Here is a 23431-nt window from a genome sequence, read left to right as displayed (position 1 = left end):
TTCCGGCTTCGCCGGCTTAGGCATATTTCTGTCGTCCAATTGAGAGCACTTCCTCGGGAGTTGCCTGGTGGCGCCAAGCACTGACTGGTCGGGGAGTCTGGACCAGTGAGCACATTTGGTGAGCATGCACCGCAGGATGTACCGAAGCGCCATCGCGAGCATGACCGGCAAGGCTAATCCTGTCTTGGCCTTCACTACTTTCAAAGTCGGTGGTGTCTCAAATTGCTGCGGCCATTAAGGGGAAGTTAAGCAACGGCTCATAAACTGCCGCGCTTCCTTACCGGGGATCTGCCATGCAGACCGCAAAACGCGACATATTTCAAAACCGTTCCTGCCCGCTCACCGTCACTCACAGTGTCGTCGATTCGCCGCGGCGCGGAGAAACCGAAGCTTTCATCAGAATGAACTTCGCGCGCCACCACGGCGCCCAGGTATCGTCGTTTGCCCCCAATCTGCTGCTCATCGAGGAGCAGCAACGGATCGTGGCCGCCACCGGCTGGCGCGCCGCTCGTAGCGAAGTGTTGTTTCTCGAGCGCTACCTTGACCAGCCTGTTGAAGAGGCAATGGCGCAACTGGCCGACCAGCGAGTTGGTCGTGAGCGCATCGTCGAAGTGGGCCATCTCGCTGCCGAAAAGGCCGGCGGCACCATACAGGTGGTTCTGGCCCTCGCAACTCACCTCGACCGATTGGGTTACGAGTGGGTCGTGTTCACCGCCACGCGTGAGCTGATCGGCATCTTTACCCGCCTGGGCCTTCCCTTGCTGGCATTGGCCCCGGCCGACCCTGCCCGTCTCGGTGATGCTGCCGGCGCCTGGGGCCACTATTACGACTCGCAGCCGATCGTTGTCGCCGGGCGAATCCGCATGGCGATCGAGCGGATCGGCCAGCACACATGAGCGCCGGAATCCTGTTTGCCGCTCTGGCCGAACGGGCGCCCGACGAGGTCGTCCTGCAGGGGGTCACAAAAACCTGGTGCGCTGCCGAGTTGCGGTTGGAGATCGAGGATCTGGCCGGGCGGCTGGCGGGCACGCGCGTCCTCGCCGTCCTCGCCGACAATGGGCCAGCGTGGGCGATCGCCGACCTCGCTGCCTTGCGTGCCGGCGCCGTTCATCTGCCGCTACCCGGTTTCTTCAGCCAGCCGCAACTGGCGCACGCCCTGGAGCAGAGTGCAGCCGATACGCTGTTGACCGACCAGCCTGCACGTATTGCCGAACTGGATCTCGGTTTTGTCAGCAGCGGCGAATGGAACGGGCTAACCTGGATGCAGCGATCGTTGTCGGCAGTATTCCTGCCCGCCGGCACCGCCAAGATTTCCTTCACTTCGGGTAGCACGGGGGCACCGAGAGGCGTCTGTCTGAGCGCTGCCGGCCTGATGGCTACCGCCCGAGCGCTTGTGAATCGACTGGCTGATCTGCCGATTTGCACTCATCTGGCAGTCCTGCCCTTGTCCTTGCTGCTCGAGAACTGCGCGGGCATCTACGCGCCACTGCTGCGCGCCGCCCGGATCTGTTTACCCGATCTGTCCTCCCTGGGCTGGCACGGTATGGCCGCGTTCACTCCGGCGGCGCTGCAGCGTGCAGTTTGTGCAGCGGCTGCGGACAGTCTGATCCTTGTTCCCGAGTTGCTCAAGGCCTGGACTATATTCCTGGCGACCACGCAACAACGTGCGCCATCGGGACTCAGCTACGTCGCCGTCGGTGGTGCCCGGGTCTCCCCGGATCTCCTTTTTCAGGCACGTGAATGGGGTCTGCCGGTTTACGAGGGCTACGGGCTGACCGAGTGTGGCTCGGTGGTCAGCCTCAATCGCCCGGGTGATGACGGCATCAATGTCGGACGCCCGCTCGATCATCTCGCCGTGCGTATCGACGATGGCGAAATTCGGGTCGAGGGGCGTGGTTTTCTCGGCTATGTCGGTGATCGCTCAACCGGGCAGGCCGGGATCATCGCGCCCGTGCGAGAGTTTGCCACGGGAGACCTGGGTCGCTTCGGCGCTGACGGCCATCTCCATTTGTCGGGGCGGCGCAAGAATGTCCTGATTACTTCCTGGGGCCGCAACATCGCGCCCGAGTGGGTCGAATCGATCCTGCTGGCGCAGCCGGCCATCGCGCAAGCGGTCGTCACCGGTGACGGCAAACCCTGGCTCAGTGCCGTGCTCGTCGCATCGCCCGGGGTCGACCGCGCCAGTCTTGAGGCTGCGGTACAGCGGGCCAACAATGCGCTGCCGGACTACACGCGTATCGGGCGCTGGCTTGCCGCCGCGCCGTTCAGCACCACCAATGGCCTGGCCACCGGTAACGGCCGTCCGATTCGTAGTGCAATTTTGAGTCACCACGCTGCCGAGTTGGCGGCGCTGTATCGCGAGAGGGAAGCAGCCGATGTCGTTTCATGAACAATTGATCGACGCCACGGCTGCGGAGCGTGCGCATTTTCTGGCCGCGCCGGTGATCGCCGATTGCCTGCAGGGCCGCGTGCGTCTGGAGAGCTACCTTGCCTTCCTCGGACAGGCCTATCACCACGTCCGGCATACGACGCCCCTGCTGATGACCCTCGGTGGGCGCCTGCCCGAACGTTTGTCCTGGCTGCGGCGAGCGGTTGCCGAGTACATCGACGAGGAAATTGGCCACGAGGAATGGATCCTCAGCGACATCACTGCCGCCGGTGGTGACGCCGCCGCCGTGCGCATGAGTCGGCCCGATCTTCCGGCCGAGGTGATGATCGCTTACGCCTACGACCTGCTCAGTCGTGGCAATCCAGCGGCGTTCTTCGGGATGGTCTTCGTTCTTGAGGGGACCAGCGTGGCTCTGGCCTTGCAGGCAGCCGACCGCATTCAGCAGGCGCTGGCGCTGCCCAATGCCGCTTTCACCTATCTGCGTTCTCACGGCACTCTGGACCAGGAGCACACCCGTCATCTGGCGGCGCTGCTCGAAAGGATGACACCCGCCGATCAGGACGATGTCGTGCACAGTGCGCGGGTCTTCTACAAACTCTACGGGGACGTATTCCGAGCCCTGTCAAGCGTCGGGGAACGGTCATGCAACTAGAAAATGCACGCATTCTGTTGACGGGCGCCAGCGGCGGACTCGGCCAGGAACTCGCCCAGCAGTTGACCGACGCCGGTGCCGCGCTGCTGCTTGCCGGGCGCGACAGCGGTCGCCTTGGTTCCCTGGTCGCATCGCTGGGGCCAGGTGCGGCCAGCATCTGCGCTGACCTCGGCCGGCCGGACGGCATTGCGGCGCTTGCCGGTGCGGCACGCGAGTTCGACATCAACGTGTTGATCAACAACGCCGGTATCGGCGCTTTTGGCCTCTTCGAGCATCAGGATTGGGCGACCATCGAGCAGGTTCTGGCGACCAATCTCGAGGCGCCGATCCATCTCACCCAGGCACTGCTGCCGTGGCTCAAGGCGCAGCCGCAAGCGGCGATCGTCAACATCGGGTCGACCTTCGGTAGCCTGCCATTTCCCGGTTTCGCCGCCTACTCGGCGGCCAAGGCCGGGCTGCGCGGGTTTTCCCAGGCTTTGCGTCGGGAACTGGCCGATTCGCTGGTGGCGGTCATCCATCTTGCGCCCCGCGCCATCGACACGCCACTCAACAGCGATGCCGTCAAGGCGCTGAACCGTGCGCTGAAGAACCACAGCGACAGCGCCGAAGAAGTCGCCCGGCAAGTCGTCCGTGCCCTGCGCCGCGGTCACGGCGAGCATCATTTCGGCTTTCCCGAACGACTGTTCGCCTGGCTCAACGGCGTCGCGCCATCGCTCATCGATCGTGGACTGGCCGGCAAGCTGGCGATCATCAAACAGCATGGCTCCTCCTCTTGATTCTTCCAGTAAAAGGATTCACCCAATGAACATGTGTTGTCAGGCTCGCCGGCTCCTCGCGCTGCCGTTCTTCCTCGTTTGCACGAACCTGGCGCTGGCGTCGACGCCGGAAGATCTGATCCGCCCGATTCAGGAGCAATGGGCGGAAATCAAGTATCGTCAGCCGGAGAAGCAGCAGGCCGACAGCTATCGTGCGCTGGCCGTCCAGGCAAGAAAGGTCGTCGATGGCAACCCGAAGATGTCCGAGCCGCTGATCTGGGAGGGCATCGTTCTATCCAGCGAGGCGGGCGCCAAGGGCGGCCTCGGCGCGCTGTCGCTGGCCAAGGAAGCGCGCCAGCGTCTGGACGAAGCCCTCAAGCTGAATGACAAGGCGCTCAACGGTTCGGCGTACACAAGTCTGGCGACGCTGTACGCCAAGGTGCCGGGTTGGCCGGTTGGCTTCGGTGACAAGGAACGCGCCGAGGAGTATTTCAAGAAGGCGCTGGCGATCAACCCGGACGGCATTGACCCGAACTTCTTTTACGGTGAGTATCTTGCCGAGCGCGGCAAGACCGTCGAGGCGCTCACGCATCTCGAAAAGGCGCTCAAAGCGCCGCCCCGTCCCGGTCGTGAACTGGCCGACAGTGGTCGCCGCCAGGAAATCCAGGCCCTGCTGGCCAAGCTCAGGAAGGAAGGCCGGTAAGTGCCGGTTCTACCGGTCGAAAACGACTCTCTGCCCAGAGATGCATCCGTCTGTGCAATGCTCGCAGAGCACACGGTCGACCGGGTGCGCGACGGCGAATGGCTTCTTGCTCGACGACATTCTGGCTTGATCACCATAGCAAATGCACGGGCATCGGTCCGAGTGAGTGAAGCCGATGCTTGTTCCCCGGACATCATGGACAGATCGCAGAATCTCGCTCCGGCGCTCTTGATGCGGTGCTACACTGGATAAGCGAGCTCTTCGAGTCGAGTCAAGTCAACTGCAGCCGTCTCTGGGGCTTGGTAGGGACTGAGGAGATGACCATGATCACCGAAACTATCAACAGACTCAAAAACAAGGCACGCAAGGCCGTCGGCCGGCTGACGGACGACAAACCCGAGGTTCGTCGGGCGCTCGTCCAGGCCGAGAATTGGGTCGAGCAGCAGCGTCACATGCTCGGCGGCGTCTTTCCGTCGATCATCAGACCTCGCCCCGCACGGCTCTTTCTGGCATTGACGGGTCACTGCAACTGGCGCTGCCTCGGCTGCTGCTATGAACGCGACTTCATGGTCGGAGAGCAACTCTCGTTCGACATGATCAGGGAGGTGCTCGACGATGCGCGGGACGCCGGCATTCACCGTGTTCGCCTTTACGGAGGTGAACCCCTTCTGCACCCCGATCTGCCTGCGATCGTTGCGCACTGCCGCAAACTCAAGATCACGCCCTTCGTCACAACCAACGCTTCGTTGCTGGAACACAAGATCGACGACCTTTACGAAGCAGGGCTGCGCGACATTTCGGTCGGGTTCTACGGGACAGGTGCGGAGATGGACAGCTATGTCCAGCGTCCGGGACACTTCGCCCGTTTCGAACGAGGATTGGCCGCGGTGCACCACAAGTACAACGGCAAGATTTCGATGCAGTTGAACTGGCTATTCCGACGGGACACGTGCAACCTGGAAACCTTGCACGAGGCTTTCGCGTTCTCACAGAAGTACGGCGCGCGTTTTCAGGTGGATCTGATCCACTATTCCCTTCCCTATTTTACGAAGGGTCAGGAGCAGGAACTCTACTTCCGGCCGGAAGATCGCCCCCGCATCGATGAAGTGATCGAGGAGCTGCTCCGCCTGAAGGCCGTACACCCCGACATCATCGGCTCAACACCCGAGATGATCCGATCGATGCCGGACTGGCTGCTGTTGGGGCCGGGCATGCGCGTGCCCTGTACGGCCGCCGAACTCATTTGGATCGGACCAGATGGCACGGTGCAACTGTGCTACGTGACCTTCAATCTCGGCAATCTCCACGAACATCGTCTGCGTGACCTGCTCTTCACCCCCGCGCACTTCGATGCGGCACGCAAGGCATTTGCGCTCGACTGCCCGAACTGCCACTGCGAAGCCGGCGACCGGATCATGCGGCATGCACCGAGTCTGGCGCGCTATCGGGCGACATAGTATCCCGGGCATGCTGCCGATATGAGGAACAGCAGCGGTTCCGCAGGACTCGTCCAGCCGAGTATCCTGCACATCATTCTCGGCATGGGTGTCGGCGGCGTGGAAAAAGGCGTGCACACGATTGCCTTGGGTCTCCATGCGCGTGGCCACAGGCAGGGCGTCGCATGCCTGGAATACATGGGCGCCCTGGGCAGCGAGCTGCTGCAGACGATACCGGTCTGGTCATGCGAGGCCGACAATCGTCGTTCGAAACTCGCCGCCATGCGGGATTTGGCAGAACGGATTCGGGCGTTTCATCCCGATGTCGTGCACGTTCGTAATTGTACTGCCTGGATCTACGCTTGGTTCGCATGGAAGCTCGCCGGTGCGCCGGGCAGACTCGTTTTCAGCATCCACGGGCTGGACTGGAACGGTGCGATCGCACCCATCCGGGTCTTCGTGTACCGATGGATTGCACGTTCGACATCGACGTTGCTCGCGGTGTCATCAGCAACGGCGGACGCTTTCGCCGCCGCATCGGGCATCTCTCGCGACCGCTTTCGCGTCATCCATAGTGGTGTCGATACGCAATTCTTTCGCCCTCGCGAAGTACCCGATTGGAGGAGGACGGCCGACTGCGTCATCGGATGCGTGGCACGGCTGAGCCAGCGCAAGGGGCACGAATACCTTCTGCAAGCCGTGGCTCGGCTGCGCGGCAAAGGGCGAAGCGGCTTGCGCGTCGTGATTATCGGTGACGGCCCGTACCGTGCGACGCTTGAGCGTCTCTCGTTCCTCCTCGAGATCACGGATTGCGTCACCTTCGTGGGTGAAGTCCACAACGTACGAGATCGGCTGCGCGCGATGAACCTCTTCGTCCTTCCGAGCCTCTCGGAAGGGCGGCCCACGTCGATCATGGAAGCGATGGCTACAGGCCTCCCAGTCGTTGCGACTCGGGTGGGTGCGGTCGATACACTCGTAGCGCATGGCAAGACCGGACTCCTTGTGCCGCCTGGAGATGCCGATGCCCTGGCCAATGCCCTCGACCAGTTGCTCGATGACGAGGGACGCCAGCAGACCTTCGGTGCCGAAGGGCGGCGTGTTGCCGAGTCGGAATTCGGAGCCGAGCATATGATCACCGAGTATCAGCGGGCATACGAATGCGAGTATGCCGGATCGAGCGTGTAGACGGCCTGAAGCGGTCAATTCGCATCGTGGGCAGATCCCTGGCCCGCAGGAGTCTGCCCCTGGCAGAAGCCGCTCAAGCAGGCCGATGCTCCGCGTCCGGAAGCGCTGCGCAAAAGGCCCGACGAGCCGTCTGCACTCCTCGCGAAACACGCCGTGGCCGAAGGAGGCGAAGATTCACCGGGGCGATCGGAGCGCCCTGGACAACCCCGGTCGCATATATACAGTGCGGTAAGTTCTTCGGTATCAATCGAGCCTTGCACTGGGCGGCGTACGAAGTGCATTATCGTTGACGCGTCTTCCCTCGATCGATGTCGACAGGAGATGACCTTCGGATTCCTGATATTCCTTGTCCGATTGCTCGACAAGCCTGCATGGCCAGGTGGTGCTTGCTTCCAGTGCCTTGGCCAGTATAGTCTGTCCGCAAAACTGGTGGTGGCGGTTCGATTTTCTGCAAGTTGCCAGGATCATGGTCATGGGACCATGGGTCTTTCATCGGAGGTGTGGAGAATGAAATCGTTTCTTTCTTGCTGCTGCATGAGTCTCATCTTCGGCACGGTTGGGCCTGTTCACGCGCGTGGCATTTCGGAGGCGTCGGAGGTGAGCGTGCTGGTGACCGGTTCGGTGGTCGTCATGGCTTCCGCCCTGCCGCTCATGGCGATGCAGTCTCTCATGGACGCGGCAGTTGCCAGTGTCAAACCAGCCGGCAACGGGATGACCGATGTCGAGGTGCGACAACGGAGTACGCAGAAGGCGTGTACGGTTCGTGTCCCCGATCAGGCGATCGAAGGCAAGGGAATCAAGCCCGGGCAGAAGGCCGCATTGGTGGCTGATCCCAATGGGCACATGCTGCAGATCGAAGGACAACAGATCGCGTACATTCCTGCCAGGGGCAGCGACGCTCTGCTTCACAGCAAAGCGCTGAAATGACCGTGCTGCCGGCCGCAACGCTGCGACTTGTCGCCGGCATCGTGCTTCTGGCGTGGGCGCTGCACGGACACGCGGGCACGGCCTGCGCGGAAAATGCTGCCGCTGCCGGCACGATATCGCAGGGGCTTGCTTTGGCGCAGAAGGTGGTCGCCCTGCTCGATGGTACCGGTGTGCGCGTCGCACTGGTCGCGCGGGTCGGACAGGATCTCTCCAGGTACAAGCTGCGTTATTCGCATTTCGCTTTTGCCGTGCGCGACCATGCCGAGGGCCGGTGGTCTGTCGTGCATAGTCTCAACCATTGCGGCACTGCCAAGGCCGGGCTTTACGTGCAGGGAATGGGCAACTTCTTTGCGGACGACGTGTTTGCCTACGAAGCCGCCATCCTGCTCTTGCCATCGGAGTTGCAAGCGCGTCTGGAGAAGGTGCTCGCCTCGCCGGTGCAGCTCCGACGCTTTCACGAGGAGCGCTACAGCGCGGTCGCGTATCCGTTCAACACGGTCTATCAGAACTCGAACCAATGGTGTCTGGAAACCCTGGCCGGTGCCATGGCGCCCGAAGGCGACGTTGTGACGCGTGCGGAAGCGCAGGGATGGCTGCAGCAGGAGGGTTATCAGCCGACTTTGCTGCAACTGACCCCCATGACCCGCCTCGGTGGCCGCATGTTCAAGGCCAATATCGCTTTCGACGACCATCCCGGTGAGTACCGCTGGAGTGACCGAATTTATGTTGTCAGTGTCGAATCGGTTTTCGAGTTCCTGCGGCGGCGATATCCGCACGACAGCCAGCGCCGGATAGTCGCACTTGACGACCGTTAATGTGAAAGCCGCCTGCAACGGTACAAATCGGGTCACCGACCGATCTGCTCCAAGAAACCTGCACACCGCATCCAGGGGTGCCCGCGTTTTTCGAGAAAGTTGCTGGCCATGCCGACAGCTAGCCGGTTCTTCAGGATCGTGATCCAGATGTTCTGGCGCGGACACTCGCCGCCGCATTTAAGCCTCGCCGAACAGATGCGGCGAAAAAAGGACAGACGTGATCCCAGGGTTCGAGCATGCTTCGGCGTGACTCCGTGATACTGTGCGCATGCTTTTACAACACCGCCTCCCGATGACAGACCTCACACGACGTGCCATGGGCATGCTGACCGAGGAAGAGAAAAATGCGCTTCTCGAGTCTGTTCAGCGAGTTCGCGACGTGGCTGTCCGCGCTCTTCGTCAGCTTCCGAACTCGTCCCACGCAATTGCCTTTGTGGCCAACCTGCATCGGGGTGTGGATATGGTTGCCATGCGAGCTGCAAAGGCCGGGCCAACACCGGAGTGCAGGGCAGGGTGTGCCTATTGCTGCCGTGTTCGCGTTGAAGCGACCGAGCCTGAAATCTTTCGCATATCGCAAATGCTCGGCGTACTTCCTCCCGTGCAGTTCTCTGCGCTTGTCGACAGGCTGCGCTCACACCTTGCACAGGCCGGTGCTGTGCAGGGCCAGGAGAGGCAAGACTGTCCATTTCTTGAGAACAAACTCTGTACGATCTATGAAGTCAGGCCGGCAACTTGTCGGAAGGCTCACTCCCTCTCGGTTCGAAAGTGTCAGATGCTTGCCCTTGAGTTGCCTCAAAACCTCTACCTTCTCCTACACTCGGAGGCGCTGATGCTTGGCACCGCAGAGGCCTACCGCGAGCTCAACTTGCCAGCTTCGCCGCATGAACTGGTAGCAGCCGTCCTGACGGCGCTTGCCGAGCCGGGCGCCGAGGAACGCTGGTACAATGGGCAGTCCTTGCTCTAGAAAAATCACATTAACGGCCACGACTTCTCCAGGCACCCCCGACACACGAGCATCCTTGAATCGTGGCGGTCGACCGGTTTTCGGCTTGAACGCATGCGGCTGATCGATCTCGCTCTGGCGTTGCTGGTTGTTGTCCGGGGACTTGCGAGCCAATGCGACTGCGTGATCTCGGCGATCTGATTCTGCTGGCAGCGCTTTGGGGAGGCTCCTTTCTCTTCATGCGTTACGCTGCGCCGGCTTTTGGGCCGCTAGCGCTGATCTGGCTGCGCGTTGCGATTGCTGCGGTGTTTCTGGTGCCTCTGCTGATGCTGCGTCAGCAGGGCAGGGTGCTGCGCGAGCACGCACCAGGCATCGCGGTGATGGGCCTGTTTGGATCGGCACTACCGTTCGTGCTGATAGCCTGGGCGATGTTGTCGATCACTGCAGGTCTGGCCTCGATTCTCAATGCCACGGTGCCGATCTTCACCGCGTTGATTGGTGCCCTCTGGTTCCGTGAGCAACTCGGTGCCTGGCGCAAGACCGGCCTGGCAGTCGGTTTCGCGGGCGTCCTACTGCTCGCCGCCGGCCAGGCCGATTTCAAGCCTGGCGGCAGCGGCTGGGCAATCGTCGCGATGTTGCTGGCAACGCTTTCCTATGGCTTGGCCGCCAATCTGACCCGGCAGTTGCTCGGTGGTGTTCCTGCGCTAGTCAGTGCGGCTGGATCGCAACTCGTCGCTGCCATCATCCTGCTGCCTTTCGCGCTCTGTTTCTGGCCGAGCGTGCCACCCGGCGGCATGGCGTGGGCGGCGGCGATAGTCCTTGGCCTCGGCTGTACGGCGCTTGCCTTCCTGCTGTTCTTTCGCCTGATTGCCAACGTCGGCGCTTCGCGTGCCGTGACCGTGACCTTTCTGATCCCGCTCTTCGGGGTTCTCTGGGGCAGCGCTTTCCTCGGCGAAAGACTTGACGCCAGCATGCTCTCCGGTGGCGTCGTCGTCGTCCTGGGTACCGCGCTGGCCACCGGGGTGCTGCGCCGATCGTATCGAGACACCAGTGGATCGTCGTAACGACAAAATCACGGCAAGCGGTTGCTCTTCCTCCGGGCGAGAGACCCGTTCGACCAGCCATCAGGCATGGAAAATTCCCACTGCCTTCTGAAGATTGCTGGCATGGATTTCGAGTTCCTCGGTCGTTGTCGATGCCTGTTGGAGTGCTGCGTTGTTTTCCTCCACCATCCGAACGATTTCGTCGAGGTTTCGCGCAATGTCGGCACTAGCGGCGCTTTGTTCGTGTACGGCATTGGCGATTTCGTCAATTCCACGACTGGCATCGGAAACCGATTGGTGTGCAGCATCGATGAGGCGTTCAAGTTCTTGCAAGTGAGAGTCACTGTGGCTCAGCGAACTGGTCCCTTCACTCAGTGAACCTTCCACCACGACCGCCTGCTGCTCCAGGGTTCTGGTGACACCATCAATACTGTTGGCTGCCGCCGCAGAACGCTCGGCGAGTTTCCTTACCTCGTCCGCGACCACGGCGAAGCCTCTTCCCTGTTCGCCTGCGCGCGCCGCTTCTATGGCTGCATTGAGGGCGAGTAGGTTGGTCTGATCCGCCAGCTCCTTGACCTGCTGGGTCAGGTTGGCGATCGAACGCGTGCTTTGGACAAACTCCCCGACGGAGGAATTGATGGCGACGAATGCCTGGCGGACGTTCTCGACTTCCTGCTGCAGACGGTTCAGCGATGCGTTGCCGGCCTGCGTGTTGTCGAGGCTCTGGCGCGAGGTCTCCTTGACATTCTGCGCGTTGTCAGCAATCGAGGACACACTGACCGCCATCTGTTCCATGGTCGCGGCAACTGCCGATGCTGCGTCTGCCTGACGTGTCGAACCGTTGGCCACGGTGTGCGAACTGGCCGAGAGTTTCTGCGATGCGTTTGACACGGCATCCGCCTCGCCGAGTACCTGGCGCACTGCCTTTTGAAAACTGTCGATCAGTTCGTTGAAGGCCTGTGCGGTCTGGGCGATTTCGTCACGGCCAGCGGCCTGTACCCGGTGCGTCAAGTCTCCACCCTGGAGATTGGTCGCTGCGGACTTGATCTGCCCGACTGTGGCAACGATCCGTGCCCGTACGATGAAGCTGACCCAGAGGGCAAGCACGATCGACAACACCAGCAAGCCGATCAGCAGTTTGATCACCCACTCCGAGGTCGCTCGGGCTTGTTCGTAGGCCTCATTACTCAAGCGCTGTTCCAGAGCGAGAAGTGCCGTCATCTGGGTGGTGAGCGCGACAAACTCTTTCTCTACCACCGAGATCATGGTTGCGCCCATGCTGTAATCGGTCAGCGAAACGTCGACGAGATCCATTGATGCCTTGCGATAGATCCCCAGTTGCTTGGTCAGCTTGTCGATAATTTCCTTCTCTTCCGCCGTGAGCGAACCAGTCTTGCCGATTTCCCCGATCTGAATGCCCATCTCACTCAGTGCGATTTCCTGAGCCCTGCTCATCTCCTTCAGGCGATCAGCGGGAAAGTTTGCCGCTGCTGCAGAAAGGAGCTGGTAGCTGTCGGCGAAGGTTTCTTGGGATTTGGTGGCGCTCTCGGATGCCAGCTTGAAATTTTGGAAGCGTACTTGGAAGATATTGCGCAAGGCACTTTGCTGCAGCGTCAGTGCGTAGTAGGAACTGGCTGCCAGCAGCAACAGCAAGGTCAATATGGTCATCGGTGCCAGCAACAGCTTGGCGCCAATACTCAATCGATCCAGAAACCGCATGTCGACCTCCGCTATCGCTTGAATCGCAGTATGGGTCTGCGATTCAAGATTTCAGACCAGTCTGCTATTTGTAGATTCCGACGCCGAGAAAGCCGTCGGATCCTGGGATCGCGATGACGAAGCTGGATTTGGGTTCGGTCTTTTTCGTCTGCGGATTGGTGAATAGGTAGTCGACCCAGCCGTTACCCTTGGCCTTCGCCAGATCAGACATTTCCTTGATGAACAATTTTCCGTTGGCGTCCTTCATATCGATCAGACTCTTTCCGACCAGCGCCTTGTTGCCACCATGGGCTAACACGATTCCATCGGTTTTTACGGCGAAGACATAGAGATCCTTGTCCACCCATTTCGGATCCCGATTCGAAAACTCCTCAAACGCTTTATCGGCACCCGCCGATTTCACATAAGCAACCGCCTTTTCCGCAAGTGCCTTGGCTTCCGCCGCCGTACCATGTGTCTGCGCGAAGGCAAGACCCATGAACAACAGTTGAGAAATCAGAAACAGGGCCATCTTTCTCAGATAGTACATTCTTGTTCTCCTATTTGTCATGAAGATAATCACCTGCTGTTGCTTGGCCTGCCAACCGCTGGTAATTATGGCTAAGTTTCATCGCATGCCGGGGCGTGCCGAATAACTATACAATAACTGCCTAGATATTTTGTTAACACGCAAATAGCTGCTTTGATGGCGTGGTAGTCTGCTTCAATCAACTTGAAGACCATGAGTATGGAATGGATGTGGGTGGTCATCGTCGCTTCGACCACAACCACTGCGGTCATTCCCTTGCGGTGCAAGGAAGAGCGCACCGTCGGCGCCGACGACAGTCCATGATGACGAACTTGTGCAACGGCCGGCAAGGCGCGAGCGGCTCGGGCGTCATGCGATGACCGAAGTGCTCTGGTTCGTTGCCATTGCCGCCATGCTGCTTGGCCTGCTCGGCGTCTTTCTGCCGCTGTTGCCCGGTGTGCCGCTGCTCTTTGCCGGCATGCTGCTGGCCGCTTGGCTTGACAACTTCGTGCGCGTCGGTGTGCCGACGCTGGCGATACTGGCCGTGCTGGGTATTGCCGCCTGGCTGTTCGAGACTCTCGCGTCGGTTTGGGGCGTCAAGCGGGCCGGCGCCAGCGGTCTGGCAATCGCCGGTGCCGGCGTCGGTGCCATTCTCGGCATTTTTGCCGGGCCGCCGGGGCTGATTCTCGGCCCGATCGTCGGCGCCGTCTGCGGCGAGTACCTCGCGCGCCGTGACCACGGCACTGCGACGCGCGCAGGCATTGCCGCCGGCATCGGTTTTCTCGTCGCCATGGTCGCCAAGCTGGCGACCGCCGTAACGATGCTGGCCGTCTTCATCTTCGCATGGTTCGCATGAAACCGGCTCCCCTCGTGAGAGGCCATCATGAACTCCGAATTCGCCCCTGGCATACTGGTCGGGACCCTGTCCATGTTTCGCCACGGGCTTGCTGCGCACGACCCGCAGTACGCGCTGACGCTCGCCTTTACTGCCTTTCTCCTGTTTCAGTTCTTCAACGTCTTCAACGCGCGTGCAGAATAAGGCAGCGCCTTCAACGTCTCCTGCTTTGCCAACGGCAAGCTCTGGCAGGCGCTCGCCGCCATGTTCGCGCTGCAGGTGCTGGTGGTGCATTGTGGGGGCGGCGCTGCCAATCATCGATACCGACACGTCGCGTCACCGACTCTTCTCGAACGCCAGGAAAAGGAAGCCATGAACGACCACGAAAATGCTACTGAATCGTCAATCCATCGCGTCTCCGACGATCCGCTCGTTCGCCGCCTGCAGGCCAGCATCCGCCATGCTGCCCGCATCCTGGCGGTACTGATGGTGCTGGTGATCTGGTGGGGTGTCGCCGATGTCGTTTATGTGCTGTACTCGCGAGTCAGCACGCACCCCTATTACCTGCTCGAAATCAGCGACATCCTCGCCACCTTCGGCGCCTTCATGGCCGTGCTGATCGCCATCGAGGTCTTCGTCAACATCATCAGTTACCTGGACGAAGGCGGGCTGCAACTCGACATCGTTCTGGCGACAGCCTATATGGCCGTCCTGCGCAAGATCATCATCCTCGATTACAAGGAGATCAGCCCGGAATACGTCTACGCGACGGCCGCACTCGCCATCGCGCTCGCGCTGGGTTACTGGCTGAGCAGGACGCAGCAGCAGAATCATCTGCCCGCGCGCGCGCCGTGAGCGCAGCGCTACGGCAACAGAAGCCCGGGCAGGTGAAAAGCTGACGCGCATGTGTTCCCTGTGTTATCTGGGAAATTCGCTGATCTACGTTGACTCCCCTAATTTAATGGACGAAACTTGCGCGCAAGCAGCCGGTCGGCAAGGCCGGGTCCGAAGTCAGTCCTTCAGATGGGAGATCGAGCAATGGCACTCTATGCGTTTGATGGCACCTGGAACGAAGACGAGGAGGACGAAGCCAGGGACAGCAATGTCGTCCGCTTTCGCGATGCCTACCAGGGCCACATCTACTACCTCGAGGGGGTCGGCACTCGCCTCGGATTCATCGGCAAGGTGTTGGGCGGTGTCACTGGAGCCGGCGGCAGACTGCGAATTCGCGAGGCGATCGAGGCGCTTGAAAGGAACTTTGCCGAGGGTGACCGGACGATCGACATCGTCGGATTCAGTCGGGGTTCGGCGCTGGCGGTCCACTTCGCCAACGAGGTCAAGGAGAACTTTCCGGAGGTTCGCATCCGCTTCCTGGGGATCTGGGATCTGGTCGCCTCGTTCGGCATTCCCGGCAATCCGATCAACATCGGCTGGCACCTGACCCTGCCGGATAACGTCGAGAAATGCTGTCATGCACTGGCACTAGACGAACGCCGGGAGAACTTTCGGCCGACCCGGATCAAACGTGCTGACGGGAGCGTACCGCCGCTCGAAACCCTCAGGGAGGTCTGGTTTCGAGGAGTGCACTCCGACGTCGGCGGCGGCCAGAGCGTCGGTCTGTCGCATATCTCGCTGTGCTGGATGATCCGGCAGGCAGAAGCCGCGGGGCTGTCCTTCGACGTACAGAAGCTGGCCAGCTATGCATCGCGGTGCGATGCGACCGCGCCGATCTCGAAAAATTTCGATCCGCAGCTTGATCCGGCGCGCAGGATAAAAGCTACCGACCTCATCCATCACACGGTGTCGGCGCGGCCCGATGCCGGCCGCCTGGTGCACAACAATCCCCCACCCGGCAATCCGATCGAAACAGTTTGAACGGCGACTGCCGGGCAATGTGGATGACTGACGCGCCGGCGTGACGTTTGGTTTGGGCCACGTCGGCAAACCCGCCGGCGGCGGCCGGTAAAGGTCAAGAGCCTCTGGTGTTCTTCCGTGTACTGGTGTGGGTGGCGGAAAAGCCGGAGGCGGTGTTCCGCCTGGCGACAGATTCAGGAGAACCCGATGAACGGCAGCGCTGATCGCAACACCAGCAGGATCAGTCCGGAGCACTTCTCGGCCGGTACCGACGGCTACTCGTTCGACGTGGCGCTGGATCTTGCCAGGCTGAGTGCGCAGGCTTACCAGGCGGCACCGGAGTTTGCCAGTGGCCTGACCGAGCAGGCAGACAAAGCGTGGGTTTTCGACCCGCAGACGGACTTCGTTACTGACGACAGGATCGGCACGCAGGCCTTCGTCGTCGCAGCGGATGGAACCGGGCTACTGGTCTTCCGGGGTTCCGAACAACAGTTGAACGACTGGCTGGTCAACTTCAGCACCAGCCGCAGCGATGGTCCGGGTGGCTTCGTACACCGGGGATTCCGGGATGCACTCGATGCCGTATGGACGCGCATCCGCGCGCGGCTCAAAGCACATGCGGTGCGTGATCTCTGGATCACCGGCCACAGTCTGGGTGGCGCGCTGGCGGTGCTGGCAGCGGCGCGTTGCGTGCTCGGCGATTTGTCTACCGGAGAGGGGCGGCCCGAAAGTGGGCTCACGGTCCGTGGCGTCTACACTTACGGTCAGCCGCGGGTCGGCGACTGGCAATTCGCCGCAGCCTACGAAGACGCGCTTGGTCTGAAGACCTTCCGCTTCGTCAATCGCGATGATGTCGTCCCGCGCGTGCCGCTGGCGAGCACGGGTTTTCGCCACGTCGGCCGCCGCTTCTACTTCGATCACAGGGGGGTGCTTGAGGAACGCGATCGCGCCGCCGACCTGGTCGGCCCAAGGATCAAGGCGGCCCTCCAGAAATGCGAGGATGCCCTCAGTCAAGTTGGGGACAGCAAGGACGTCAAGCACTTCTCTCTGATCGCCGATCACGACATCGCCAAATACATCGCCCTGCTCGAAAATAATCGCTCGTTCACCGCCGAGAAGCTGCAGGCCGTGCCATCGCGCCAGGTGATCTGGGCCGAGTGGCAGGCCCTCCAGCGGCTACCCAGTGGCCCCCTGGCCGCGCAGGAAAAGGACACCGAAGGCGCGGCAGTGCAGCCGCCAAGCCCCCGGGAAGATTTTGCCGACCAGTCGCCGTCGCCGCCAGAAAGCACTCGACCAACCTCCCCCGAACCGCAGTGTGTCGGTCTGGCCTTGTCCGGTGGCGGCATCCGCAGCGCGACCTTCAACCTCGGTGTGCTGCAGGCACTGGCCGGTGGCGGTGTTCTACCGCGCATCGATTATCTGTCGACGGTCTCCGGCGGTGGCTACATTGGGGCATGGCTGACCGCCTGGCTCTACCGTACCGGCCAGAGCACCGGCGACACCCCCGATCTGACCGCGGTCGACGCGGTCGAGACCGTTGCTGCACGCCTGGGTGGCACCCAACGGCAAGGGGCCGAGAAGTTCAACGACGCTGGAGAACCGCGCGAGGTGACCTGGCTCAGGCGCTTCAGCAATTACCTGACACCCCGTGCGGGGCTGTTCAGCGCCGACACGCTGACCGCCCTGGCCACCTGGTTGCGCAACACCCTGGTCAACCAGTTACTGCTGGTCAGCGCCCTGGCCCTGGTTCTATTCCTTGCCTGGTTCCTGATCGCTGCCCTGCCGGACACGGGATCGACGGGGCCCGTGCTCTCCCTGGTGTCGGGTCTGGGTCCGTGGGCGCTGATTCTCCTGCTGACCTTTCTCGCCGCGTATTCCGAAAGTCGATCGGCCGACCGATGCCTATCAGGCCGGGTGGGGGCCAGTCTCGTCGTGGCTTCGCTCTTCTGCCTGCTGTGGGTGACCCTGCCCTTCCTGCTCCTGCTCATCTGGCCGGCGTTCAGCAAGGCGCTTGGCCTGACCGAGTCCGCGCACCTGCTGCTGTTCATCGTGCTGGCGCCGCCGGTGACGTTGTTGGCGGCCTTCTCGGCGGGCTCCTTGCTGCTCGCGGTTTTTCATCAGCTTGGCGGCGAGATGTATCGCGAGTGGTGGGCACGCTGCAACGGCCGTCTGCTGCATACGACAGTTGTCTGGTTGGCGGCCAGCGGCATCACTTTCGGCACGCCCTTCCTATGGCACCTGTCGTGGGATTACTTGATGACGGCCGGGGGCATTGCCTGGCTGGCGACCACTGCGATGGGGGCCTTGTCGGCGACCAGCGCCCAGTGCAGCGGCACCGAACGCAAGCCGAACTGGCGCGAATGGCTGGCGCGAGCGGCGCCTTACGCATTCATCGTTGGCCTGCTCGGGCTGGTCGCGCTCGGCGTTCATTGGGCTGTCAAGAAGCTCGGTGCGCCGGTGGCGGCCGTCACGGCAGTGGCCGACCAGGCAACGCCAAGTGCCTCGCCGCAGACTGGCGAAGTATGCCCGGAAAAGAGCAGCGGCTGGAACCTGGCCTATCGGATCGTCGACCGCGAAACGGCAGCCCAGGTCGAGAGTCCTTCAGCGACCATCGACTGCTGGCTAGTGACGCCCTTTGCAGATTACGCCAATCTTTCTCTGCACAGGGCGCGCGCCATCACCGCCGGGCAATGGTTCACCGTATTCGCGCTGCTTTTCTGGGTGGTCATCATGCTTGCCTGGCGGCTGGACATCAACATCTTCTCGCTGCATTTCTTTTATCGCAACCGGCTCGCGCGCTGCTACCTCGGGGCATCCAACAGCAAACGCCGGCCCAACCTGTACACCGGCATGACCGACAAGGATTCGCCATTGCTCTGTGACTTGGCCGGGGTGCGGCCTTATCCGCTGATCAACTGTGCACTCAACATCACTCACGATCCGGTCGCAGGGGCCACCGACCGCCTGGGCTGGCAGGAACGCAAGGCGGCATCGTTCCTTTTCAGCCCACTCCACTGTGGCTACCGACTGGCGTTCGGCGAACGCGGCATCGACGCTTTCCAGAAGACCGACGATTTCGCCGTCAAGGCTGTCGGCAGGAAAGAACGTCTGCCACTGGCGATGGCCATTACGATTTCCGGCGCGGCGGCGAGCCCCAACTGGGGCTACCATACCAATGCCGCCACCGCTTTCCTGATGACCGTCTTCAACGCCCGGCTGGGCTGGTGGCTGCCGAATCCGCGCAAGCCGATATGCTGGTGCAAAGACTCCCGAAGCTTTAGCGGCCGAATGCTGCTTCTCGAGTTGCTTGGTCTGTCCTCCGACCGCAAGGATCTGGTCTACCTCAGCGACGGTGGCCATTTCGAGAACCTCGGACTCTATGAACTCGTCCGGCGGCGCTGTCGGGTAATCATCGCCTCCGACGCCTCTCAGGACGGCGACTATACCTTCGAGGATCTCGGCAACGCGGTCCGCAAGTGTCGAACAGACTTCGGAGTCGAGATCGACATCGACCCTCGCAGCATCATTCCCGATGCCAGCAGCGTGTCAGCCTGTCACTCTGCGATCGGTCTGATCCACTACCCGGAGACCGAGGAGCGCCCGGCCGCCGAAGGCCTGCTGTATTACATCAAGCCGTCGCTGACTGACGATGAATCGGTCGACCTGTTGCAGTACAAATCCCAGCACCAGGATTTTCCGCACGTGTCGACGCTCGATCAGTGGTTCGACGAATCGCAGTTCGAAAGCTATCGCAAGCTTGGACAGCACATCGCTCAAGGGCTGATCGCCGACGAGTTCCGCCCACTCCGGCACCACCCAGGAATCAAACCGTTGCGCGAGGCGCTTGGCAAACTGCGCTCGTAGCTGCTGGCCAGCTGGAGCGGCATTCCACCGAAATCAGAAACAGGCTTGAATTATTGAAATTTGAAGTGTATGCTAAGTCCCATAGTCTCACTGAAAAAGGCAAACCCGTCGAAAGGCGGGGACGCAAAGTCACCGATCTAACGGAAACAGCATGTTTCCCAGGATGGCGGGGCCGCCAGGCTAACGGAGACAGCTTCCGGACAAATTCCCCAGTCTTGGTCGCAGTCGATTCACCACCAGCCCGTCGGATCTCCAACTAGTTTCATCCCTGCCCAACGGTTGACCTTGTGCCAGCCCGCAGTTTTTGCGGCTACACCGTGCGTCTTTTTTGCGCTAGCGACAAGGAAAACCAGCGATGGCATTTCGATTCGACAAGGTAAGCAGCTCCCTCTGTGGCAATCGCTCGATTGCCGGTCCTGATTGTTTCCAGCAGCCTGTTGAAGTGCGGACACACGTGGCCCGGTTGCTGGGGCGACTGGGTGAAGTCGGTGGGCTCGCCGCCATCCACGCCACAATTTGCAAGGTTTCCACCCTCAAGTTGGGCGGCTTGCGTGCCGTTGATTCAAGCATACCCTTCGGCAGCTTGCCCTCATGCTTACCATTTAAGCAGCTCTGGCCAACAATATGAAAGCGAATTCCGGATTCACCCTGATCGAGGTGATGGTCGTCATCGTGATGATCAGCATTCTTGCGGCGATTGCCGTTCCAAATTACATCGATTATCTGACCAAGGGGCGCATTACCGAGGCGGTTGGTGCGCTCGCCAGTATGGAGGTCAGGATGCAACAGCATTTCCTCGATGAGCGAACCTATGTTGGGGCCTGTGTGGCCGGCACGGTGGCACCCTTGCCGGCCAATACCAGCAATTTCACGTTTACGTGCTCCGGTCTCGGCGCAGCGGCTTATCAGGTGGATGCCACCGGGAAGAGCAGCATGGCGGGCTTCCAATACCGGATTACAGCGGCTGGCAAAAGCACGGTTGCCTTGCCGAGTGGCTGGACTCTCCCGAGTCCGAATACCTGCTTTGCGCTGAATAAAGCCGGGGGGTGTTGAGCGATGTTGGGCCGTTCGCGTGGATTCACCATGGTAGAAGTTCTGGTGGTCATTACCATCCTGAGCGTTCTCCTGGCGTTTGGCGTGCCGGCTCTCAGTACCTATATGGGAAATGTCCGTCTGCGGACGGCTGCGGAAACGGTCCTTGCCGATCTGCAGAGGGCCCGCAGCGAAGCCATTCGCCTGAACAGCAATTCCGCGCCGTTCCTTCCCGCCGAGACGCCAGCTTCGATCGTGATCGCCAGCAGCGTGAACGACAGTAGCGGTGGGCATGATCTCGTGTTCACTCCGTTCGGTGGAACCACCCTGGCGTCTACCGCGGTGTACACCTTCACCAACCCGGCTGCCGGGGCCTGCCATGCGGATGGTGGCCCGATACGCTGCCTGAATGTTTTTATAACCACGGGTGGCGGGGCTCGCCTGTGCGACCCCGGCCTGACCGCAGCTCAAAAAGCAGCGGGTGATACGAGGGCATGTCCATGATGAAGACTCTTGAACGTTCTCAAGCCGGCAGCGTGTTGCTGGAGGCGCTGATCGGCATCCTGATCTTTTCTCTGGGTATCCTGTCGATGGTGGCGCTGGGAGCCACGGCAGTCAACGTGCAGGCCGATGCACAGTATCGCACCGAGGCGATGAATCTGGCCGAGCGAATCTTGAGCCAGATCTGGACCGGAGTCGACCGGACCCAGGAAACCATCAACGGAGTAGTCATGTCCGTGGTGAGCGCAAGCTCCCTCAACAACTACCAGCACTTCAGCAATGGGGACAACTGCGTTTTCACCGGGTCGGCTTCGACCATGCCGGCGGTTGTTGACTGGGTCGCCACCTTGATGCCTACCGACAAGCCTTCCCCGCTGCCCGGCTCCACCGCGGGAAGACAGCAAATCAAGGTGGTTCCTGCGAACAATAACCAGGTCAGCATCACGATTTGCTGGCAGACACCTTCGGATAACAAGGTGCGCCACTACACCCTGGTGAGCTATGTCAACTGACTCCCCGCTGCGACGCATTCTGGCGCAAGAGATTGCGCCGATGCGTTTTGGCAGGGGCTTCACCCTGACCGAGGTACTGGTCGGCGTGGCGATCGGATTGATTGGCATCATCGCCATGTTCCATGTCCTGTCGACGTGGGACAAAACGAAGCGGACGACCGCGGCCGGGAGCGATGCACAGATTGCCGGGGCGGTGGGGTTTTTCCGCCTGGAGCGCGATGTCAAGCAGGGGGGCATGGGCTTTGGCATGGCCAAGAGTCCGGTGATGGGTTGTAACGTTTCCACAGTCGTTAATGAAACGGCCACGACGACGGCACGGGCTGCATTCACGTTCCCATTGGTGCCCGTCAGGATCATTCAGGGGGCAAGTGGTGCGCCCGACGGCTTACAGGTGTTTTATGGAAATTCTGCCTTCTTCACCGCCGAGCAACCCTTCAAGGCCTCCACCAGCACCAGCAAGAAAACCGAGTCGCGAAATGGTTTCAAGGTAGGGGACGTGATCGTCGTTTCTGACGGTGCGTCGAATTGTGCGTTGATCGAAGTTTCCAGCGATACCAATGCCGACTTGCTGACCATCGACCACAACGGGCTGTTACGCTTCAAACCCGGTCCAGGAGCAGCCTTCAGTTCTGGCCTCCTGTTCAACATGGGCCAGGGGCCCCAGCTCAACACCTGGCAGGTGTCCAATGGGACCCTGGTGCTGACCGATGGCTTGTATCGCAATACCACCATCTCGGTCGCCGATGGGGTGATTGATCTGCAGGCACAGTATGGCATCGACAGCGATGGCGACTACAAGGTCGATACTTGGCAGGATGCCGATCCGGCCGACTGGACACGTCTGCTGGCGGTACGCGTGTCTATCCTGACACGCAGCCAGCAGTATGAGCCTTCACGCGCCGGCCCCGTTTATGTCACTGCCACGGCGCCTGTTTTGTCCTGGCTGGACAGCAGCAATGCCGCCATTCCCTTCACCATGAAAAATGTGGACGGTACGGCTGACGATAACCCCGACAACGACAACGACTGGCGAAATTATCGCTACCGGGTCTATGGTGGGGTGATTTCCCTACGCAACATGGTCTGGGGCATATCGCCATGAGCACGCTGGCAAGACCGATTGCCATCCGTGCTGGTTTGCCTGGCCGTCAGCAAGGCATGGTGGTTCTGATTGCACTGATCATGCTGGTCGCCATGACCATGGCCGGTCTGACCATGATGCGCGGGACCGGGACCGGTCTTGGGATTGCCGGCAATCTGGCTTTCAAGCAGACGGCGACTTCGGTGGCGGATGTCGGCGTGGAAAATGCGATTGCCTGGCTGACCGACCCTCTGCGTACCTCCGAGATTCTCAAGGCCGACGACACGGCCGCCGGATATTACTCGTCATGGGGAACCGACTTTTCGCCCATCACCTATGACTGGGCGAATTCGAAATTGCTCACCGCCGATGACGGTTTGGGAAATGAAGTCCGATACGTCATTCATCGTTTGTGCGAGACGGCCGGTCTGGCCCCGAACGCCATTCTCCAGAAATGCGCGACGGTGACCACCCCCGGAGCCAACAGTTCGAAGGGAGGCGATGGCAGCTCACTGCTCGCCTCGATTCAACCCTATTACCGGATAACGTCACGGGTCCGGGGGCCGCGAAATACGGTCAGCTATATCCAGGTGATCATGTATTAGGAAGTACAGGTGGCCCTATCGTGGGTTGCCGCGAGTTTAACAAGCATCAGGTCGGATCCCGCCGGGCTTCGG

The 23431-nt window shown here is 60.9% G+C and carries 24 protein-coding genes and 1 riboswitch; of the genes, 21 read left to right on the top strand and 3 right to left on the bottom strand.

All coding sequences use genetic code 11. From position 1 onward, the window contains the following. Nucleotides 1-293 precede the first annotated feature (293 nt). The 7 genes from AW06_RS05525 to AW06_RS05495 all read left to right on the top strand — a co-directional run bounded on the left by AW06_RS05525 (nt 294) and on the right by AW06_RS05495 (nt 7120). Nucleotides 294-896 (top strand): thermostable hemolysin, encoded by a 603-nt coding sequence (locus AW06_RS05525; protein ID WP_034946855.1) that lies wholly within the window; start codon nt 294-296, stop codon nt 894-896. Continuing rightward, nucleotides 893-2389, top strand: a complete 1497-nt coding sequence (locus AW06_RS05520) for an AMP-binding protein (RefSeq protein WP_034946852.1) — start codon at nt 893-895, stop codon at nt 2387-2389. The genes AW06_RS05525 and AW06_RS05520 overlap by 4 nt, the downstream gene beginning before the upstream one ends. Next, nucleotides 2376-3041, top strand: a complete 666-nt coding sequence (locus AW06_RS05515) for an iron-containing redox enzyme family protein (RefSeq protein WP_034946849.1) — start codon at nt 2376-2378, stop codon at nt 3039-3041. Before AW06_RS05520 ends, AW06_RS05515 begins: the two co-directional genes overlap by 14 nt. After that, on the top strand, nt 3032-3817 hold the full coding sequence (locus tag AW06_RS05510; protein ID WP_034946845.1) for an SDR family oxidoreductase: 786 nt from the start codon (nt 3032-3034) through the stop codon (nt 3815-3817). Before AW06_RS05515 ends, AW06_RS05510 begins: the two co-directional genes overlap by 10 nt. Nucleotides 3818-3842: 25 nt before the next feature. After that, nucleotides 3843-4499, top strand: a complete 657-nt coding sequence (locus tag AW06_RS05505) for a hypothetical protein (protein WP_034946843.1) — start codon at nt 3843-3845, stop codon at nt 4497-4499. A gap of 323 nt (nt 4500-4822) precedes the next feature. Beyond that, nucleotides 4823-5956, top strand: coding sequence for a radical SAM protein (locus AW06_RS05500; protein WP_034946842.1), 1134 nt, complete (start codon nt 4823-4825; stop codon nt 5954-5956). 21 nt (nt 5957-5977) lie between these two features. Then, nucleotides 5978-7120, top strand: coding sequence for a glycosyltransferase family 4 protein (locus AW06_RS05495; RefSeq protein WP_273704412.1), 1143 nt, complete (start codon nt 5978-5980; stop codon nt 7118-7120). A gap of 243 nt (nt 7121-7363) precedes the next feature. Here AW06_RS05495 and AW06_RS05490 read toward each other — a convergent pair whose 3' ends face one another. Continuing rightward, nucleotides 7364-7594, bottom strand: a complete 231-nt coding sequence (locus AW06_RS05490; protein WP_034946840.1) for a hypothetical protein — start codon at nt 7592-7594, stop codon at nt 7364-7366. Nucleotides 7595-7627: 33 nt separating this feature from the next. On the opposite strand from AW06_RS05490, the gene AW06_RS05485 reads away from it, so the two are divergent. The 4 genes from AW06_RS05485 (at nt 7628) to AW06_RS05470 (ending at nt 10869) form a co-directional block, all read left to right on the top strand. After that, a complete protein-coding gene (locus tag AW06_RS05485) occupies nt 7628-8047 on the top strand; it encodes a hypothetical protein (protein ID WP_273704411.1) in 420 nt (139 codons plus the stop codon). Further along, the gene (locus tag AW06_RS05480; RefSeq protein WP_046536955.1) at nt 8044-8862 is read left to right on the top strand and encodes a DUF2145 domain-containing protein; all 819 of its coding nucleotides are present in this window, start codon (nt 8044-8046) and stop codon (nt 8860-8862) included. Before AW06_RS05485 ends, AW06_RS05480 begins: the two co-directional genes overlap by 4 nt. A 316-nt stretch (nt 8863-9178) precedes the next feature. Continuing rightward, nucleotides 9179-9826, top strand: coding sequence for a YkgJ family cysteine cluster protein (locus AW06_RS05475; protein ID WP_273704410.1), 648 nt, complete (start codon nt 9179-9181; stop codon nt 9824-9826). Between the two features lie 152 nt (nt 9827-9978). Next, a complete protein-coding gene (locus tag AW06_RS05470; protein WP_034946835.1) occupies nt 9979-10869 on the top strand; it encodes a DMT family transporter in 891 nt (296 codons plus the stop codon). A gap of 60 nt (nt 10870-10929) precedes the next feature. Here the strand turns inward: AW06_RS05470 and AW06_RS05465 are convergent, their stop codons facing one another. Together AW06_RS05465 and AW06_RS05460 are read right to left on the bottom strand one after the other, a co-directional pair. After that, nucleotides 10930-12567 carry a methyl-accepting chemotaxis protein gene (locus AW06_RS05465; protein ID WP_046536956.1) on the bottom strand — a complete coding sequence of 546 codons (1638 nt, stop codon included), beginning with the start codon at nt 12565-12567 and terminating at the stop codon, nt 10930-10932. A 64-nt stretch (nt 12568-12631) separates the two neighbouring features. Next, nucleotides 12632-13096, bottom strand: coding sequence for a cache domain-containing protein (locus AW06_RS05460; RefSeq protein ID WP_034946829.1), 465 nt, complete (start codon nt 13094-13096; stop codon nt 12632-12634). Between the two features lie 355 nt (nt 13097-13451). On the opposite strand from AW06_RS05460, the gene AW06_RS05455 reads away from it, so the two are divergent. From AW06_RS05455 to AW06_RS05415, 10 genes are all read left to right on the top strand, one after another. Then, nucleotides 13452-13931: a DUF456 domain-containing protein gene (locus AW06_RS05455; RefSeq protein ID WP_034946826.1), complete on the top strand. Its 480-nt coding sequence runs from the start codon at nt 13452-13454 to the stop codon at nt 13929-13931. A gap of 27 nt (nt 13932-13958) precedes the next feature. Next, the gene (locus tag AW06_RS21460) at nt 13959-14114 is read left to right on the top strand and encodes a hypothetical protein (protein ID WP_337958750.1); all 156 of its coding nucleotides are present in this window, start codon (nt 13959-13961) and stop codon (nt 14112-14114) included. 60 nt (nt 14115-14174) lie between these two features. Beyond that, nucleotides 14175-14765, top strand: a complete 591-nt coding sequence (locus AW06_RS05450) for a phosphate-starvation-inducible PsiE family protein (RefSeq protein WP_337958749.1) — start codon at nt 14175-14177, stop codon at nt 14763-14765. A 183-nt stretch (nt 14766-14948) separates the two neighbouring features. Next, nucleotides 14949-15785: a DUF2235 domain-containing protein gene (locus AW06_RS05445; protein ID WP_046536313.1), complete on the top strand. Its 837-nt coding sequence runs from the start codon at nt 14949-14951 to the stop codon at nt 15783-15785. Nucleotides 15786-15971: 186 nt separating this feature from the next. Continuing rightward, the gene (locus AW06_RS19960) at nt 15972-19628 is read left to right on the top strand and encodes a patatin-like phospholipase family protein (RefSeq protein ID WP_273704409.1); all 3657 of its coding nucleotides are present in this window, start codon (nt 15972-15974) and stop codon (nt 19626-19628) included. A gap of 88 nt (nt 19629-19716) precedes the next feature. Further along, a riboswitch (cyclic di-GMP riboswitch) is annotated at nt 19717-19808 on the top strand. A gap of 444 nt (nt 19809-20252) precedes the next feature. Further along, entirely contained in the window at nt 20253-20681 is a 429-nt protein-coding gene (locus AW06_RS05435; protein WP_034946823.1) for a type IV pilin protein, read from the top strand. A gap of 3 nt (nt 20682-20684) precedes the next feature. Next, complete coding sequence (locus AW06_RS19955) at nt 20685-21164, top strand: prepilin-type N-terminal cleavage/methylation domain-containing protein (RefSeq protein WP_138678387.1); 480 nt, start codon at nt 20685-20687, stop codon at nt 21162-21164. Continuing rightward, on the top strand, nt 21161-21673 hold the full coding sequence (locus tag AW06_RS19950; protein ID WP_138678388.1) for a hypothetical protein: 513 nt from the start codon (nt 21161-21163) through the stop codon (nt 21671-21673). Before AW06_RS19955 ends, AW06_RS19950 begins: the two co-directional genes overlap by 4 nt. After that, on the top strand, nt 21663-22775 hold the full coding sequence (locus AW06_RS05420; RefSeq protein WP_034946820.1) for a PilW family protein: 1113 nt from the start codon (nt 21663-21665) through the stop codon (nt 22773-22775). Before AW06_RS19950 ends, AW06_RS05420 begins: the two co-directional genes overlap by 11 nt. Continuing rightward, the gene (locus tag AW06_RS05415) at nt 22772-23359 is read left to right on the top strand and encodes a hypothetical protein (RefSeq protein WP_034946816.1); all 588 of its coding nucleotides are present in this window, start codon (nt 22772-22774) and stop codon (nt 23357-23359) included. The genes AW06_RS05420 and AW06_RS05415 overlap by 4 nt, the downstream gene beginning before the upstream one ends. The last annotated feature ends 72 nt before the right edge of the window (nt 23360-23431 follow it).

Origin of the sequence: Candidatus Accumulibacter cognatus (genome assembly GCF_000584975.1) — a bacterium.
Classification (GTDB): Bacteria; Pseudomonadota; Gammaproteobacteria; order Burkholderiales; family Rhodocyclaceae; genus Accumulibacter; species Accumulibacter cognatus.
Note: the sequence above shows the minus strand (reverse complement) of the source record. Positions and strands in the feature narration are given on the sequence as shown.

Coding starts and splice junctions, on each gene's coding strand:
- AW06_RS05525 (WP_034946855.1), top strand. CDS start 294: ATGCAGACCGCAAAACGCGACATATTTCAAAACCGTTCCTGCCCGCTC.
- AW06_RS05520 (WP_034946852.1), top strand. CDS start 893: ATGAGCGCCGGAATCCTGTTTGCCGCTCTGGCCGAACGGGCGCCCGAC.
- AW06_RS05515 (WP_034946849.1), top strand. CDS start 2,376: ATGTCGTTTCATGAACAATTGATCGACGCCACGGCTGCGGAGCGTGCG.
- AW06_RS05510 (WP_034946845.1), top strand. CDS start 3,032: ATGCAACTAGAAAATGCACGCATTCTGTTGACGGGCGCCAGCGGCGGA.
- AW06_RS05505 (WP_034946843.1), top strand. CDS start 3,843: ATGAACATGTGTTGTCAGGCTCGCCGGCTCCTCGCGCTGCCGTTCTTC.
- AW06_RS05500 (WP_034946842.1), top strand. CDS start 4,823: ATGATCACCGAAACTATCAACAGACTCAAAAACAAGGCACGCAAGGCC.
- AW06_RS05495 (WP_273704412.1), top strand. CDS start 5,978: ATGAGGAACAGCAGCGGTTCCGCAGGACTCGTCCAGCCGAGTATCCTG.
- AW06_RS05490 (WP_034946840.1), bottom strand. CDS start 7,594: ATGACCATGATCCTGGCAACTTGCAGAAAATCGAACCGCCACCACCAG.
- AW06_RS05485 (WP_273704411.1), top strand. CDS start 7,628: ATGAAATCGTTTCTTTCTTGCTGCTGCATGAGTCTCATCTTCGGCACG.
- AW06_RS05480 (WP_046536955.1), top strand. CDS start 8,044: ATGACCGTGCTGCCGGCCGCAACGCTGCGACTTGTCGCCGGCATCGTG.
- AW06_RS05475 (WP_273704410.1), top strand. CDS start 9,179: ATGGGCATGCTGACCGAGGAAGAGAAAAATGCGCTTCTCGAGTCTGTT.
- AW06_RS05470 (WP_034946835.1), top strand. CDS start 9,979: ATGCGACTGCGTGATCTCGGCGATCTGATTCTGCTGGCAGCGCTTTGG.
- AW06_RS05465 (WP_046536956.1), bottom strand. CDS start 12,567: ATGCGGTTTCTGGATCGATTGAGTATTGGCGCCAAGCTGTTGCTGGCA.
- AW06_RS05460 (WP_034946829.1), bottom strand. CDS start 13,096: ATGTACTATCTGAGAAAGATGGCCCTGTTTCTGATTTCTCAACTGTTG.
- AW06_RS05455 (WP_034946826.1), top strand. CDS start 13,452: ATGACCGAAGTGCTCTGGTTCGTTGCCATTGCCGCCATGCTGCTTGGC.
- AW06_RS21460 (WP_337958750.1), top strand. CDS start 13,959: ATGAACTCCGAATTCGCCCCTGGCATACTGGTCGGGACCCTGTCCATG.
- AW06_RS05450 (WP_337958749.1), top strand. CDS start 14,175: ATGTTCGCGCTGCAGGTGCTGGTGGTGCATTGTGGGGGCGGCGCTGCC.
- AW06_RS05445 (WP_046536313.1), top strand. CDS start 14,949: ATGGCACTCTATGCGTTTGATGGCACCTGGAACGAAGACGAGGAGGAC.
- AW06_RS19960 (WP_273704409.1), top strand. CDS start 15,972: ATGAACGGCAGCGCTGATCGCAACACCAGCAGGATCAGTCCGGAGCAC.
- AW06_RS05435 (WP_034946823.1), top strand. CDS start 20,253: ATGAAAGCGAATTCCGGATTCACCCTGATCGAGGTGATGGTCGTCATC.
- AW06_RS19955 (WP_138678387.1), top strand. CDS start 20,685: ATGTTGGGCCGTTCGCGTGGATTCACCATGGTAGAAGTTCTGGTGGTC.
- AW06_RS19950 (WP_138678388.1), top strand. CDS start 21,161: ATGATGAAGACTCTTGAACGTTCTCAAGCCGGCAGCGTGTTGCTGGAG.
- AW06_RS05420 (WP_034946820.1), top strand. CDS start 21,663: ATGTCAACTGACTCCCCGCTGCGACGCATTCTGGCGCAAGAGATTGCG.
- AW06_RS05415 (WP_034946816.1), top strand. CDS start 22,772: ATGAGCACGCTGGCAAGACCGATTGCCATCCGTGCTGGTTTGCCTGGC.